This is a genomic window from Pseudomonas sp. LBUM1641 (genome assembly GCF_059716235.1).
Window position 1 is genome coordinate 2,102,754 of the sequence record NZ_CP166815.1, and the last position, 13,507, is coordinate 2,116,260.

Below are 13,507 nucleotides of genomic sequence, written 5' to 3' on the forward strand. Positions count from 1 at the left end.
GAACAAATGTGGGAGCGGGCTTGCTCGCGAATGCGGTGGATCAGTTAGCTCATTCAGCGACTGACACACCGCATTCGCGAGCAAGCCCGCTCCCACATTTTAATTGCGTTTGCAGGTTAAAACGGCGCGGGGCACTCGAAGCGCAAGCGCTCGCCGCTCTGGGGATGGGTGAAGCTCAACATGCTGGCATGCAGGCACAGGCGCGGCCAGGCAGCCAAGGCCTGCTCATGGGCGTACAAACCATCGCCCAACAACGGATGCCCGATGGAAAGCATGTGCACACGCAGTTGATGTGAACGGCCGGTAATCGGCGTCAGCTCAACCCGGCACCAGTCGCCGCAACGTTCCAGGACTTTCCAGAAGGTCAGCGCGTTCTTGCCGAACTCGTGGTCCACCACGTGCCGTGGCTTGGTCGGAGGGTCGTAGCGCAATGGCAAGTCGATGCTGCCGCTGTCCCGTTCCGGTTGTCCCCAGCACAGTGCGGTGTAGGCCTTTTCGGTTTCGCGGTCATGAAACTGGCGCGACAGTTCACGGTGGGTGTCGGCGTCGCGGGCCAGCAGGATGATGCCCGAGGTTTCCCAGTCCAGGCGATGGACGATGCGGGCTTCGGGGTAGCCGTTTTCCTGCAGGCGGGTGATCAGGCAGTCCTTGTTGTCTTCGGCGCGACCAGGCACCGAGAGCAGCAGGGTAGGCTTGTTCACCACCAGGACAGCAGCGTCCTGATGAAGGATGTGGACATTGGACAACGGCATTAAAACAGCCTCGTAACAAACGCCAACGGCGGCTGGGTTGCCGAAGTTCCTGTAGGAGCGAGCTTGCTCGCGAAAAACTCAAGAACAACACGCTCATTCAGGATGAGCGCGTTATCGTTAACGTCCTTCGCGAGCAAGCTCGCTCCTACAGAAGCCCAGTAACCGAGCCGCCGTGGCGACCGCCTTTTCGATCAACGATCAGGCAGGGTGATATTGAGTTCTAGAATCGAGCAGCTGCCGTCATTTTCCAGGGCGACATGCACGTCATCGTTACCGATATTGACGTACTTGCGGATCACCTCCACCAGTTCCTTCTGCAAGGCTGGCAGGTAATCCGGAGTGCTGCGTTGGCCGCGTTCGTGCGCCACGATGATCTGTAGACGCTCTTTCGCTACCGACGCGGTACTTGGCTTTTTGTTGGCGCGAAAGAAGTCGAGAAATTTCATTGTTTAGTTGCCTCCAAAGATACGCTCGAAGAATCCCTTCTTCTTAACATCGAGGAAGCGATGTTCCACGGTCTTGCCCAGCAAGCGATCAACGGCATCGCTGTACGCCTGGCCGGCGTCGCTCTGGTCGTCAAGAATCACCGGCACGCCTTGGTTGGATGCCTTCAGGACGGCCTGGGATTCCGGGATCACACCCAGCAGGGTCACGGCGAGGATTTCCTTGACGTCTTCAACGCCGAGCATTTCGCCGTTGCTGACGCGCTCAGGGTTGTAGCGGGTCAGCAGCAGGTGTTCCTTGATCGGGTCTTCACCTTTCTCGGCGCGCTGGGACTTGCTGGCCAGCAGGCCGAGCATGCGGTCCGAGTCACGTACCGACGACACTTCAGGGTTGGTCACGACGATGGCTTCGTCGGCGAAGTACATCGCCAGGTGAGCGCCGGTTTCGATACCCGCCGGGGAGTCGCACACTACGTATTCGAAGGTTTCCTTCAGTTCAGCGAGGACTTTGCCTACGCCTTCTTTGGTCAACGCATCTTTGTCGCGGGTCTGGCTGGCGGCCAGCACGTACAGGTTCTCAAGGCGCTTGTCCTTGATCAGGGCCTGTTGCAGGTTGGCTTCGCCGTTGACCACGTTGACGAAGTCGTACACCACACGGCGTTCACAGCCCATGATCAGGTCGAGGTTACGCAAGCCGACGTCGAAGTCGACGATGACTGTCTTGTGGCCGCGCAGAGCGAGGCCGGTACCGATAGCGGCGCTGGTGGTGGTCTTACCCACACCACCCTTGCCGGATGTAACCACGAGAATCTTGGCCAAGGTGTTTCACCCCTAAGGAAAAAGGACTTTCAGTCCCTGAAAAACATCTCTTGATACTCGCGGCAGGCGGACAGCCTTTGTAGGAAAAAGATGTGGTTTCCGTAGGGGAAACGCCAGCTTTCAATTATTCCTACACAAGTATTGCCGGTTTCGCTGTGCTATCAGAGTCTAGAGATGCTTGGAAAATGCGGCAGTATCCGTTAAAGACGGATGATGTTCAACACATCGCCCGACAGGCTGACTTGTACCCCGGCTCCCCACAGCGGATCGCGGCGCAAATCTTCCGAAACCTTGTACTGGCCTGCGATGGACACTAGCTCAGCGGTCAACTGCTGGCAAAAAATACGGGCCTTGGTGTCACCCTTTATGCCGGCCAGTGCACGACCGCGCATGGGGCCGTATACATGGATGTTTCCGTCGGCAAGAAGTTCCGCCCCCGGGCTTACCGGGGCGATGACGACAAGGTCGCCACCCTGGGCGTAAATCTGCTGCCCGCCCCGCACGGGAGAGGTGATGATCTTTGTAGGCTTGATCGTCGGCTCTGGCGGTTTCTCGGGTTTTTTCTTCTCTTCGCCGACCAACGGGTCAAGCGGACGCTCACGTGCGCCGGACGGCGGCAGTACTGGCAGTTCAATGGCGATCGCTGCGGCAATGTCTTCGATACGGCTGGCACGAATCGCCAGGGTGCGCAGGCCATGCTGGCGGCACACACGCATTAACCCGGGCAGGTCGACAGCGCCCTGGCCGGCCGGGAGTTTGTCCAGGGCCAGCACCAGCGGCGCATTGTTGAAGAAGTTCGGCGCCAGGGCGACCTTGGCGGCGAGCTGGCGGTCCAGGGCATCAAGGTCATTGCGGGCCAGTTCCAGCACGGTAATGGCGAGCATGCTGCCTTTCAACTGGAACACGGGATCTTGGTCTAGCGGTTCGGTTTGGCTCATGGTCGGCAAAGCGGCTTGTCACGAAAAGTGTCGAGACTTATAACGAGAACATCCGCTAGCCGCAAGCCGGGTCGAACCGTTGTAGAATGCGCGGCCGTTGTCTTTACCGGAATCTTTAATGGATCGCCCGCGTTTTCGAGCTGTATTTTTTCACCCGCGTTTCTGGCTGCTATGGCTGGGGCTCGGTTTGCTGTGGCTGATTGTGCAGTTGCCGTACCGGGCTTTACTGGGGATTGGCCGTGCCTTGGGTGCGGGAATGTACCGGGTGGCCGGTGAACGTCGACGCATTGCCGCGCGAAACCTGGAACTGTGCTTCCCGGAAAAATCCGCCAAAGAACGTAAACATTTGCTCAAGGAAAACTTTGCCTCCACCGGCATCGCTTTTTTCGAGATGGCCATGAGCTGGTGGTGGACCAAGCCGCGCCTCGCGCGCCTGGCCCATGTCGAAGGGCTGGAACACCTCAAGCAGGCGCAGCTGGAAGGCAAGGGCGTGATCCTCATGGCCCTGCATTTCACCACCCTGGAAATCGGTGCCGCCTTGCTCGGGCAGAAACACACCATCGACGGCATGTACCGCGAACACGGCAACCCGTTGTTCGATTTCGTCCAGCGCCGGGGCCGCGAGCGGCACAACCTTGATTCCCTGGCCGTAGAGCGTGAAGACGTGCGCGGCATGCTCAAGCTGCTGCGGGCCGGCCGTGCGATCTGGTACGCACCGGACCAGGACTACGGCGCCAAGCAAAGTATCTTCGTGCCGTTGTTCGGTATTCAGGCCGCCACCGTCGCTGCCACCAGCAAGTTCGCACGCTTGGGCAAGGCGCTGGTAGTGCCGTTCACCCAGGAGCGCCTGGCCGACGGCAGCGGTTATCGTCTGGTGATCCATCCGCCGCTGACCGACTTCCCGGGTGAATCCGACGAGATCGATTGCCTGCGCATCAACCAGTGGGTCGAGGCTTCCGTGCGCGAATGCCCCGAGCAATACCTGTGGACCCACCGCCGCTTCAAGAGCCGGCCACCGGGTGAGCCTAAACTGTACGAAAAACGCCGTCGTTGATCTGAAGTCCCCAAGCACCATGGAGTGATGCAATGCGCCCAGCTGAACCGGTCACAGGCTTGATTCTTTCCGGCGGCGGGGCGCGGGCCGCCTATCAGGTGGGGGTATTGGCGGCGATTGCCGAGCTGTTGCCGCCGGGGGCAGCCAATCCGTTTCCGGTGATTGTCGGCACCTCGGCCGGGGCGATCAATGCGGTGAGCCTGGCCAGTGGCGCCATGGACTTTACCGCCGCCATCCAGCGCCTGACCGCCTTCTGGCAGGGCTTTCGCAGCCACCTGGTGCTGCGCAGTGACTGGCCCGGAGTGATCAGCCAGGCCAGTCGTTTCCTTATCCACAGCTTGCTGGGGATTGGAGCGCAGGTGCCAGTGGCGCTGCTCAACAGTTCGCCGCTGCGGGATCTGTTGCGTGACAAGCTGCACCTGGATGGCATCAACGAGGCGATCCGCCAGAAACACTTGCATGCGGTGGCCGTCACCGCTTTCGGATACGAGTCCGGGCAAGCCGTGACCTTCTATCAGGGCGGCGGCACCATCGACGCCTGGTTGCGCCATCGGCGCATCGGCATTCCCACCCAACTGACCGTTGAACACCTGCTGGCCAGCTCGGCGATTCCATTGCTGTTTGCGCCGGTCAAACTCGATCAGGAATATTTTGGCGACGGTGCCGTTCGGCAGTCGGCACCCATCAGCCCTGCGTTGCACCTGGGAGCCAGCCGGGTGCTGGTGGTGGGCGTCAGCGGCAACCCGCGCGGCAACGACCCTTCGAACCCGGCACGTACCTTCACCGGCCAGGAGCCGACTTTGGCGCAGATCGGTGGGCACATGCTCAACAGCACGTTCATCGACAGCCTCGAAAGCGATATCGAATTGCTTGAGCGCCTGAACCAGTTCAGTCATGTGTTGCCTGCCGATGCGGCGATACAGGGTTTGGCGCCGGTAGAGGTGCTGGTGATCGCACCAAGCCAGCCGATCGACGAAATCGCGGCGCGTCATCGTCAGGAATTGCCGGCGGCATTGCGCCTGTTTCTGCGTGGGCCGGGGGCGACCAAAACGAGCGGGGCGGGCGTGCTCAGTTACCTGCTGTTCGAGGCGGGGTATTGCAGCGAGTTGATCGAGTTGGGAAGGCGGGATGCGCTGGCCAAGCGCGAAGAGCTAAAGCGGTTTCTAGGCCTGACCTGATTCCCTGTAGGAGCGAGCTTGCTCGCGAAGAACCTGAGAGCGGCGCGTTTATTCAGAATAGGCGCGGTGTTCTTGCGGTCTTCGCGAGCAAGCTCGCTCCTACAGGAGAAACATCAGAAGTGGTACTTCACCAACAGGCTCGCCGTATCCTGATTGGTCTCGAACGCGCCGCTGTCCTGGATCCCGTACTTGTTCTTCCAGTAGTCGTATTCGATACCGACATACAACTGCTTATCGCCCCAATGCAGCGCCTTGCCCAGGTCATATTTGATCTGCGGGTTGAAGTGCAGGTTGGCGTGGTAAGTGCCACGGGCGTTCTTGTCGTTATCCACGACCCAGTCCATAAAGCCGTCGATCAGCACATTGGAGTTGCCCACCGGAATCGTGTACGACCACACCGGCGTGATCTGCCACACGCCATCACCCGGGCGATTGCCTTCGGTCTGGCGCTGGTAGAAGTTCAGTTGGAAGTAGTCGAAGCCGGGGATTGCCAAGTCGAAACCAGGACCCACCAGGTACGACTCGTTGTCGCCTTCGCCGAACTCGTAGGTGAACGCCAGCAACACGTCCTTGATCGGGCCGAACGACAAGTCTTTGTCGAAGATCTTGCCGAACGACAAGCGTGGGCTGAACTCGCCGTAGTAAGTACTTGGGCCGACGTTGCCGTCTTCCTTGCCGTTGTAAAAGATGCGGTCGAGGAAGAAAAAGTTGTCGCCGTACTTCCACGCATCGGCGTGTTCGAAGGTTACGGTTTGCTGGATCTGCGGGTTAACGGTGAAGTTCTTGCCCCACAGATAAGTCAGGCTGTTGTTCTGCCACTGCAGCAGATCACCGGCCATGGCCTGGCCCCCGGCCAGCAGGGATCCTGCCAGCATCAGGCTGTTCACAGTACGTTTCATTCGGTTGCTCCCGAGGTAAAGGTTTCTGGTTTTTTTTCTAAGCGGACGCTCTGGTGTGGCGTCTTTTTGCTTGCCGCAAAAATCGTCTGTTCGGTCAGCTTTAATGCTTTTAGCAAGAGCTGCGCCAAGGTGTTTAAAAAGCCAAAAAATCCCCGTCGGCTGTGATCACCACAGTCGAATTCGGAGAGTTTTTGCACACATTGGCTGCGGACTTGGGGCCCGGATAAGTTGGCCTTGCAGTCAGCTTTTACATTCGCTGTTTTTTTTTGAGTCGATTTGAGCGGGCGCCGAGAATACTGACTCCGAGGCGGCTGCTCAAGTGCGCCGTTACAGCGCGCGCGGGGCGAGAATGGGGCACGGCGCGTGGCCGGCCCCGGGTGAATGGCGTGCATGGTGTATTCCCTGATCGTTATTGTTTTTGTTGTGACGCAGGAATCAATGTTGGTGTGCGTGTTCGCTTGCGGCAGCGCGTTCGGCGCCGCCCAGAATGTTGAACAAGAGGTTCAGCGACAGCGCGCTGAGGGTGGCCATGGCGATACCGCTGTGAGTGATCGGGCTCATCCACAGTGGCAATTGCGCAAAGAACTCGGGACGCACGACCGGGATCAATCCCATGCCGATACTCACCGCCACCAGCAACTGGTTACGGCGGTCGGCGATGTCGGCTTCCTGGAGGATCTTGATCCCGGTGGCCGCCACCATGCCGAACATGGCAATCGCCGCGCCGCCCAGCACTGCGGGCGGAATCGACGCTACCAGGAGCGCGGCCTTGGGCAGCAGGCTCAGCACAATCAGAAACGCCCCGGCCATGATCGTCACCGAACGGCAGCGCACACCGGTCATCTGCACCAGGCCGATGTTTTGCGCGAACGAGGAGTGGGTAAAAGTGTTGAAGAAGCCGGCAAAAAACGACGCGCCGGCATCACACAACAGGCCGCGACGCAGCATCTTCGGCGTGACCTCCTGGCCGGTGATCTTGCCCAGGGCGAGGAACATCCCGGTGGACTCGACGAAAATAATCACCACCACCAGGCACATCGACAGAATCGGCGCCAACTCGAACTTCGGCATGCCGAAATGCAGTGGCGTCACCACTTGCACCCACGGTGCCTGGGCCAGCCCGCTGAGGTCGACCATGCCGATCATCCCGCATAACCCATAGCCGAGGGCCATGCCGATCAACACCGAGATATTCACCCAGAAACCGCGCATGAAACGGTTGATCAACAGGATGGTGGCCAGTACCAGCGCGGCAATCGCCAGGTAAATCGGTGAGCCAAACGTGGACGCCGCCGCGCCACCGCCGGCCCAATTGACCGCGACGGGAAACAGCGAGAGGCCAATGGCGGTGATCACGGTGCCGGTCACCAGTGGCGGAAAGAAGCGCACGACCTTGGACATGAACGGCGCGATCACGATGCCGAAAAAACCGGCGGCGATGGTCGCGCCGAAGATCCCTTGCAGGCCGATGCCGGGCATGCCCGCCATGGCGACCATGCTGCCGACTGCGGCGAAACTGGCGCCCATCATCACCGGCATGCGAATGCCCACCGGGCCGATACCGAATGACTGGACCATGGTTGCGATGCCCGCCACCAGCAGGTCGGCGTTGATCAGGAAGGCGATTTCTTCACGGCTCAAGCCTGCGGCCTGGCCGATGATCAAAGGCACGGCGACGGCGCCGCCGTACATCAGCAAGACGTGTTGCAGGCCTACCAGAATCAGTTGCAAGAGGGGAAGCCGCACCATGGCGGGCGCGGCAAGAGTCTGCGGTTCTAGCTGGGACATGCAACACCTCGGATCTTTTTATTGTTGTGTTGTTCGGCATTCAATTGCCGGTAGAGCTGCCCTTGATCCCTGTAGGAGCGAGCTTGCTCGCGAAGGTCGTCAACGATAACGCGCGCATCCAGGTTGAGCGCGTTGGCCTTGAGCTTTTCGCGAGCAAGCTCGCTCCTACAGGGGAGGGGGCCGATGATTAATTGGTACGCGCCCCCTGATTGATCCAGGTACCAATCAAGTCCCGTTCCTGCTGGGTCATCTGGGTGATATTGCCCAGCGGCATGATCTGGCTGGCCACGGCCTGCGCCTGAATGCGCGGGGCCATTTGCTGGATCTGCTGCGGCGTATCAAACATCACCCCGGCCGGTGCGGTACTGAACAACGGGCTTGTCGGCTTGGCCGAGTGGCACACCGCGCAGCGCTCCTGAATCACCCCATGGACCTTGTCAAAATCAATCGAGGCCTGGGCCGGTGCTGCTTCGGCAGGCGCCGGTGCAGGTGCCGCGGGTGCAGCCGGTTTAAGCCCGCCACCCAGCGCCGTTTCCGGCAGTGGCTGGTACTCGATGGCCGCGGGTGCCTTGGCCACTTCCGGTGCAGTCGCCACCGGTTTTGGGCCGGTCACGTAGGCCAGGCAAATCATCGCCAGTGCGCCTACGGGCAAGGTCCAGGCATATTTCTGGCTGTTGTGACGGGTGTTGAAGTAGTGACGCACCAACACCGCCGCCACCGCGATACCTGCCAGGATCAGCCAGTTGTATTGGCTGCCGTAGGTGCTCGGGAAGTGGTTGCTGATCATGATGAACAGCACCGGCAAGGTGAAGTAGTTGTTATGACGCGAACGCAGCAAACCCTTGGCCGGCAGTGCCGGGTCGGGCGTGCGGTTTTCCGCAATCGCTGCCACCAGCGCACGCTGGGCCGGCATGATGATGCGGAACACGTTGCCCACCATGATGGTGCCGATCACGGCGCCCACATGCAGGTACGCACCACGGCCGCTGAACACTTTGCTGAAGCCGTACGCAGCGGCAATCAACAGCACGAACAGGATCAGGCCGAGCAGGGCAGGGCGCTTGCCCAGGGCCGAGTCGCAGAGAAAGGAGTAGATGAACCAGCCGGCCAGCAACGAGCCGAGGCCCAGCAACACACCTTCCGGACCGCTGAGGCTGCTGCCCGGGGCCAGCAGGTACAAGGTCGGGTTGGCATAGAACACCACGCACAGCAGCGCGATGCCGGACATCCAGGTGAAATAGGCTTCCCATTTGAACCAGTGCAGGTTGTCCGGCATGGTTGGCGGGGCCAGTTTGTATTTTTCCAGGTGGTAGATACCGCCACCGTGGATCGCCCACAAGTCACCGGCGAGGCCGTCCTTGGGGTTGACGCGGTTGAGGTTGTTTTCCAGCCAGACGAAGTAGAACGAAGCGCCGATCCAGGCGACGCCAGTGATCATGTGAACCCAGCGCACGCTCAGGTTCAGCCATTCCATCAAATGTGCTTCCACAGTCTTTACCTCTCGCCTGTCACTCTGTCGTCGAGTGATCAGACCTTCTCTTATTGGTGGGGGGCGAGGATCAACCGCTCATCCTCTTTAAAAAAATGCTCATCGCAGTTATTGCCTGTGCCACTGCGATCAACCACCAGGAAGTCATCCCGCTTTTCGATCGTCAGCACCGGGTGGTGCCAGACGCCGCGATGGTAATTAATGCCCTGCCTGCCGTTGGTAACGAAGGCGCGGACCAAGCCCGATACAGGTTCATCGCCAAGTGGCGCGACCACGATCAGAAAGGGGTTGCCGAGCAGCGGGATGAAAGCCTGGCTGCCCAGCGGGTGTCGTTCCAGCATGCACACGGTCAGCGGCATGTCCTGCGCGTCGGCGCGGAAAATGCTGATGATCGCGTTATCTTCTGGCGTGGCGGTTTGCACCGTCGCCAGTTTATGAAAGCGCATGGTCGACCCGTTGTTGATCATGAAGTGATCGCTGCCATCGGTTTCGATAACGTCTCCGAAAGGGGCGAAGGCTTCTTTGGTCAGGGGTTCGATCATCAGTGTGCGCATGGCTGTCTTCTTATCCGGATTCTGTGTTGTTTGCTTTTGTGGCGAGGGAGCTTGCTCCCGCTGGACTGCGTAGCAGTCCCATTTCTTGGGGCCGCTGCGCAGCCCAACGGGGGACAAGCCCCCTCGCCACAAGGGTTCACCGCTTACTTCGATACCTTGCCGAAAACCCGCAGGCGGCTCACACCACCATCCGGGAACACATTCAGACGAATGTGGGTGATCGGGCCCAGCACCTTGATCTGCTCGGCAAACGTGTGTTCAGCGTGCATTTCCAGTTTCTGCGCCGGCAGCAGTTCGCGCCAGAACAGTGATTGGGTTTCGATCTGGCTGTCGGTGCCGCCCTTCACGAATGCGCCCTGGATCGAGCAGGTGTCGGGGTAGTTGCCCTTGAAGTGCAGGGTGTCGACCACGATCTTCTCGATCTCGCCCGGGTGGCCCAGTGCGACGATGACCCAGTCATTGCCCGGCGTACGGCGGCGGGCGGTTTCCCAGCCGTCGCCCATGTTGATGCCACGGCCCGGGTTGAGGATGTTGCTCATGCGCCCGAAGTGTTCATCGGAGCAGGCCAGTGCACGGCCGCCGTTCAATGCAGCAGCCAGGTCGACCTGTTCGTTGTCGCCCACCGCCGACCAGTCGCGGAACGGAATGCCGTACACACGCAGACGGGCTACACCACCGTCCGGGTAGATGTTGAAACGCAGGTGGCTGAAGGCCTGGTCGTTGTTGATCTCGTGGAAGTGATGGCTGTTGCCTTGCAGCTCCACAGCCGACAGCACTTCAACCCACTGGGTGTTGTCATCCGGCTCGCCGGACGCCAGGAAGCAGGCTTCCAGGGACGCCGATGGCGGGAAGTTGCCGGTGAAGAATGAAGTGTCGATGTCCACGCCTTTGATCGAACCCGGTACGCCCAGGCGGATCACCGCGCTGTCGTAGCCTTCGAAGCGCTTGCGGCGCGACTCCCAGCCGTCCATCCACTTGCCGTTGTCATCGAAAACGCCCTCCTTCCACACGGCCGGGGTCGGCTGGAACAGGCGGTTGGCGTCGGCGAACCAGTCATCGGTAACAGAGATGATCTTGGTGCCCAGGCGGGCGTCGGCCAGGTTGACGAACTTCTCGAAAGGTACGGCGTAAGCTTTCATTCTTCTTGTCTGCCTTAAAGTAAGTGGCTTGGGATGCTCGCCAGGCCCTGGGCGTTCATGAACCGCTCGGGCCAGGTCTGCTAAAGGGTCAGTAATCGGAACAACGCGATTTTATTGATCTCGGCCAGTGCGCATTTGAACTCGGCTTCCACCGAGTTGTGAATGCGCGTTTCAAACGCGGCGAGAATCTGGTGCCGGTTGCTGCCTTTTACCGCCATGATGAAGGGAAACTTGAACTTGGCCTTGTAGCCATCGTTCAGCTCGGTGAAGCGCGAAAACTCGTCGATCGAGCATTGGTGAATACCGGCGCCAGCCTGTTCATGGGTGCTGGCTTCGGTCAACTGGCCCTGGACGGCAGCTTTGCCCGCCAGGTCCGGGTGAGCGTTGATCAGGGCCAGTTGACTGGTGTGATCGGCGCTCAACAGGATGTCGCTCATGCGCTGGTGCAGGGTTTCGATCTCGTCGATCGAAGCATCCTGGCCCAGGTCGAAGGCCTTTTCGGCCACCCATGGCGAATGTTCGTAGATGTCGGCGAAGGCTGCGACGAACTCGTCGCGGCTCAGGGTCGACGGTTTCAAGGTCTTGAAAGCAGTCATTTGGCGGCTCCCTGGAAAGGGTGTACGTCATGCCAGTGACGGGCGATGTCGACGCGGCGGGTAAACCACACCTGGTCATGGCCCTTGGCGTATTCGATAAAGCGCTTGAGTGCAGCCATGCGCGCCGGGCGGCCGATCAGGCGGCAGTGCAAGCCGATGGAGAGCATCTTCGGTGCTTCCGCGCCTTCGGCATACAACACGTCGAACGCGTCTTTGAGGTACTCGAAAAAGTCGTCGCCCTTGTTGAAACCCTGGACCTGGGTGAAGCGCATGTCGTTGGTGTCCAGGGTGTAGGGGATCACCAGGTGCGGCTTGCCGGTCGGGTTGTTGGGTTCCCAGTAGGGCAGGTCGTCGTCGTAGGTGTCACAGTCGTAGAGGAAACCGCCTTCTTCCATCACCAGCCGCCGGGTGTTGGGGCCGGTGCGCCCGGTGTACCAGCCCAGTGGGCGTTCGCCGGTGAGTTCGGTGAGGATGCGGATCGCTTCGAGCATGTGCTCGCGCTCCTGGGCCTCGTCCATGTATTGGTAGTCGATCCAGCGGTAGCCGTGGCTGCAGATTTCGTGGCCGGCGGCGACCATCGCGCGGATCACGTCCGGGTGGCGCTGGGCGGCCATCGCCACGGCAAAGATGGTCAGCGGGATATCGAATTCTTTAAACAGCTTGAGGATGCGCCACACGCCGGCCCGGCTGCCGTATTCGTACAGCGACTCCATGCTCATGTTGCGCTCGCCTTGCAGCGGTTGCGCCGAGACCATTTCGGACAGGAAGGCTTCCGACTCTTTGTCGCCGTGCAAGATGTTGCGCTCGCCGCCTTCTTCGTAGTTGAGTACGAACGACAGGGCGATACGGGCCTTGCCTGGCCAGTGTGGGTGAGGAGGGTTACTGCCGTAACCGATCAGGTCGCGTGGGTAGTCAGCGCTCACTGCAGTCTTCCTTCTTGTTCGTGGTAACGGTGTGTGTGGCGGCCGGGCAGCGAAAAGACTGGGGTGGCGTCACAGTGATGACTGATTGTATACAACTTAGTGCGCACTTTGTAAGCCTGTATTTCTGCATTTTTTCCGCAGGGTCTTCGCAGAATAGCACTGCAAGAAACCTGCCTGACTGGTCAACTATATTGAAAAAAACCTCCTTCACTGTTGGAGCGAGCTTGCTCGCGAAAAACCTGAGAGCGCCTCGTTAACCTTGAAGCGCTGCGTTATCGTTAACGATCTCCGCGAGTACGCTCGCTCCTACAGAATCGGCGTCAGCAACGGAAAGCGGGTTTGTTGAATTTATTGTGTACAATTTTTTTGAAAAGTGTCTTAATCAGTCATCGCCGGCTTTTTCAGTGACCTGAAAAGGTGCGGTCTTTCACTTTACTGACTTCGGGAGGCGCGCAGACGCTATGGGACGTTTGACCACACACGTATTGGACGCCGCGCACGGCTGCCCTGGCAGTGCGATCAAGGTTGAGTTGTACCGTGTCGAGGGCACACAGCTTGAACTGGTGGCCAGCACCCTGACCAACAACGACGGTCGTTGCGATGCACCTCTGCTGCAAGGCGATGACTACCGCAGCGGTGTCTATCAGTTGCAGTTCAGCGCCGGTGACTACTACCGCGCCCGCGGCGTGCAACTCCCCGAACCTGCGTTTCTCGACGTGGTGGTACTGCGCTTCGGCATCAGTGCCGAACAGGATCACTATCACGTGCCTTTGCTGATTTCGCCTTACAGCTACTCCACCTATCGCGGTAGCTGAGTCGTCACCGCGCTTCACACCCCCAAAGCTCTTCGTTGGTTTTTCGCCCGCTCACACTGCGGGCTTTTTTTCGTCGGGTGATCGGGCCCTATCTATGTAAAGCCCGCCGGGTGAACGCAC

15 protein-coding genes are annotated in these 13,507 nt (G+C 59.7%); 3 read left to right on the forward strand and 12 right to left on the reverse strand.

Annotated features, from left to right (window positions below; all coding sequences use genetic code 11):
- Positions 1-116: 116 nt before the first annotated feature.
- The 4 genes from ACA046_RS09625 to minC all read right to left on the reverse strand — a co-directional run bounded on the left by ACA046_RS09625 (position 117) and on the right by minC (position 2,952).
- Complete coding sequence (locus ACA046_RS09625) at positions 117-752, reverse strand: RluA family pseudouridine synthase (protein WP_497676346.1); 636 nt, start codon at positions 750-752, stop codon at positions 117-119.
- 191 nt (positions 753-943) lie between these two features.
- The gene (gene minE, locus ACA046_RS09630) at positions 944-1,198 is read right to left on the reverse strand and encodes a cell division topological specificity factor MinE (protein ID WP_003175252.1); all 255 of its coding nucleotides are present in this window, start codon (positions 1,196-1,198) and stop codon (positions 944-946) included.
- 3 nt (positions 1,199-1,201) lie between these two features.
- A complete protein-coding gene (minD, locus tag ACA046_RS09635) occupies positions 1,202-2,014 on the reverse strand; it encodes a septum site-determining protein MinD (protein ID WP_003209098.1) in 813 nt (270 codons plus the stop codon).
- Between the two features lie 200 nt (positions 2,015-2,214).
- Complete coding sequence (gene minC, locus ACA046_RS09640) at positions 2,215-2,952, reverse strand: septum site-determining protein MinC (protein ID WP_497676347.1); 738 nt, start codon at positions 2,950-2,952, stop codon at positions 2,215-2,217.
- Between the two features lie 118 nt (positions 2,953-3,070).
- On the opposite strand from minC, the gene ACA046_RS09645 reads away from it, so the two are divergent.
- Both ACA046_RS09645 and ACA046_RS09650 read left to right on the forward strand, forming a co-directional pair.
- Positions 3,071-4,006 (forward strand): lipid A biosynthesis lauroyl acyltransferase, encoded by a 936-nt coding sequence (locus ACA046_RS09645; RefSeq protein WP_497676348.1) that lies wholly within the window; start codon positions 3,071-3,073, stop codon positions 4,004-4,006.
- 32 nt (positions 4,007-4,038) lie between these two features.
- Complete coding sequence (locus tag ACA046_RS09650) at positions 4,039-5,184, forward strand: patatin-like phospholipase family protein (protein WP_459027298.1); 1,146 nt, start codon at positions 4,039-4,041, stop codon at positions 5,182-5,184.
- Positions 5,185-5,297: 113 nt separating this feature from the next.
- Here ACA046_RS09650 and ACA046_RS09655 read toward each other — a convergent pair whose 3' ends face one another.
- The 8 genes from ACA046_RS09655 to puuE form a co-directional block, all read right to left on the reverse strand.
- Positions 5,298-6,083 carry an outer membrane protein OmpK gene (locus ACA046_RS09655; RefSeq protein WP_076017378.1) on the reverse strand — a complete coding sequence of 262 codons (786 nt, stop codon included), beginning with the start codon at positions 6,081-6,083 and terminating at the stop codon, positions 5,298-5,300.
- Positions 6,080-6,475 carry a hypothetical protein gene (locus ACA046_RS09660; RefSeq protein WP_497676349.1) on the reverse strand — a complete coding sequence of 132 codons (396 nt, stop codon included), beginning with the start codon at positions 6,473-6,475 and terminating at the stop codon, positions 6,080-6,082. Before ACA046_RS09660 ends, ACA046_RS09655 begins: the two co-directional genes overlap by 4 nt.
- Positions 6,476-6,518: 43 nt before the next feature.
- Positions 6,519-7,871, reverse strand: a complete 1,353-nt coding sequence (locus tag ACA046_RS09665) for a nucleobase:cation symporter-2 family protein (RefSeq protein ID WP_497676350.1) — start codon at positions 7,869-7,871, stop codon at positions 6,519-6,521.
- A gap of 187 nt (positions 7,872-8,058) precedes the next feature.
- Positions 8,059-9,360 (reverse strand): urate hydroxylase PuuD, encoded by a 1,302-nt coding sequence (locus tag ACA046_RS09670; RefSeq protein ID WP_093200035.1) that lies wholly within the window; start codon positions 9,358-9,360, stop codon positions 8,059-8,061.
- Positions 9,361-9,410: 50 nt separating this feature from the next.
- On the reverse strand, positions 9,411-9,914 hold the full coding sequence (locus ACA046_RS09675; protein WP_017479983.1) for an ureidoglycolate lyase: 504 nt from the start codon (positions 9,912-9,914) through the stop codon (positions 9,411-9,413).
- A 143-nt stretch (positions 9,915-10,057) separates the two neighbouring features.
- Positions 10,058-11,053: an allantoicase gene (gene alc / locus ACA046_RS09680; RefSeq protein ID WP_497676351.1), complete on the reverse strand. Its 996-nt coding sequence runs from the start codon at positions 11,051-11,053 to the stop codon at positions 10,058-10,060.
- Positions 11,054-11,133: 80 nt separating this feature from the next.
- On the reverse strand, positions 11,134-11,649 hold the full coding sequence (gene uraD, locus ACA046_RS09685) for a 2-oxo-4-hydroxy-4-carboxy-5-ureidoimidazoline decarboxylase (protein ID WP_497676352.1): 516 nt from the start codon (positions 11,647-11,649) through the stop codon (positions 11,134-11,136).
- Complete coding sequence (puuE, locus tag ACA046_RS09690; protein WP_076017384.1) at positions 11,646-12,572, reverse strand: allantoinase PuuE; 927 nt, start codon at positions 12,570-12,572, stop codon at positions 11,646-11,648. The genes uraD and puuE overlap by 4 nt, the downstream gene beginning before the upstream one ends.
- Positions 12,573-13,033: 461 nt before the next feature.
- Between puuE and uraH the strand changes: the two genes are divergently transcribed.
- Positions 13,034-13,387: a hydroxyisourate hydrolase gene (uraH, locus tag ACA046_RS09695; protein WP_010176091.1), complete on the forward strand. Its 354-nt coding sequence runs from the start codon at positions 13,034-13,036 to the stop codon at positions 13,385-13,387.
- Positions 13,388-13,507 lie beyond the last annotated feature (120 nt).

Coding starts and splice junctions, on each gene's coding strand:
- ACA046_RS09675 (WP_017479983.1), bottom strand. CDS start 9,914: ATGCGCACACTGATGATCGAACCCCTGACCAAAGAAGCCTTCGCCCCT.
- ACA046_RS09625 (WP_497676346.1), bottom strand. CDS start 752: ATGCCGTTGTCCAATGTCCACATCCTTCATCAGGACGCTGCTGTCCTG.
- ACA046_RS09650 (WP_459027298.1), top strand. CDS start 4,039: ATGCGCCCAGCTGAACCGGTCACAGGCTTGATTCTTTCCGGCGGCGGG.
- alc (WP_497676351.1), bottom strand. CDS start 11,053: ATGAAAGCTTACGCCGTACCTTTCGAGAAGTTCGTCAACCTGGCCGAC.
- uraD (WP_497676352.1), bottom strand. CDS start 11,649: ATGACTGCTTTCAAGACCTTGAAACCGTCGACCCTGAGCCGCGACGAG.
- ACA046_RS09660 (WP_497676349.1), bottom strand. CDS start 6,475: ATGCACGCCATTCACCCGGGGCCGGCCACGCGCCGTGCCCCATTCTCG.
- minC (WP_497676347.1), bottom strand. CDS start 2,952: ATGAGCCAAACCGAACCGCTAGACCAAGATCCCGTGTTCCAGTTGAAA.
- ACA046_RS09665 (WP_497676350.1), bottom strand. CDS start 7,871: ATGTCCCAGCTAGAACCGCAGACTCTTGCCGCGCCCGCCATGGTGCGG.
- ACA046_RS09645 (WP_497676348.1), top strand. CDS start 3,071: ATGGATCGCCCGCGTTTTCGAGCTGTATTTTTTCACCCGCGTTTCTGG.
- minE (WP_003175252.1), bottom strand. CDS start 1,198: ATGAAATTTCTCGACTTCTTTCGCGCCAACAAAAAGCCAAGTACCGCG.
- uraH (WP_010176091.1), top strand. CDS start 13,034: ATGGGACGTTTGACCACACACGTATTGGACGCCGCGCACGGCTGCCCT.
- ACA046_RS09655 (WP_076017378.1), bottom strand. CDS start 6,083: ATGAAACGTACTGTGAACAGCCTGATGCTGGCAGGATCCCTGCTGGCC.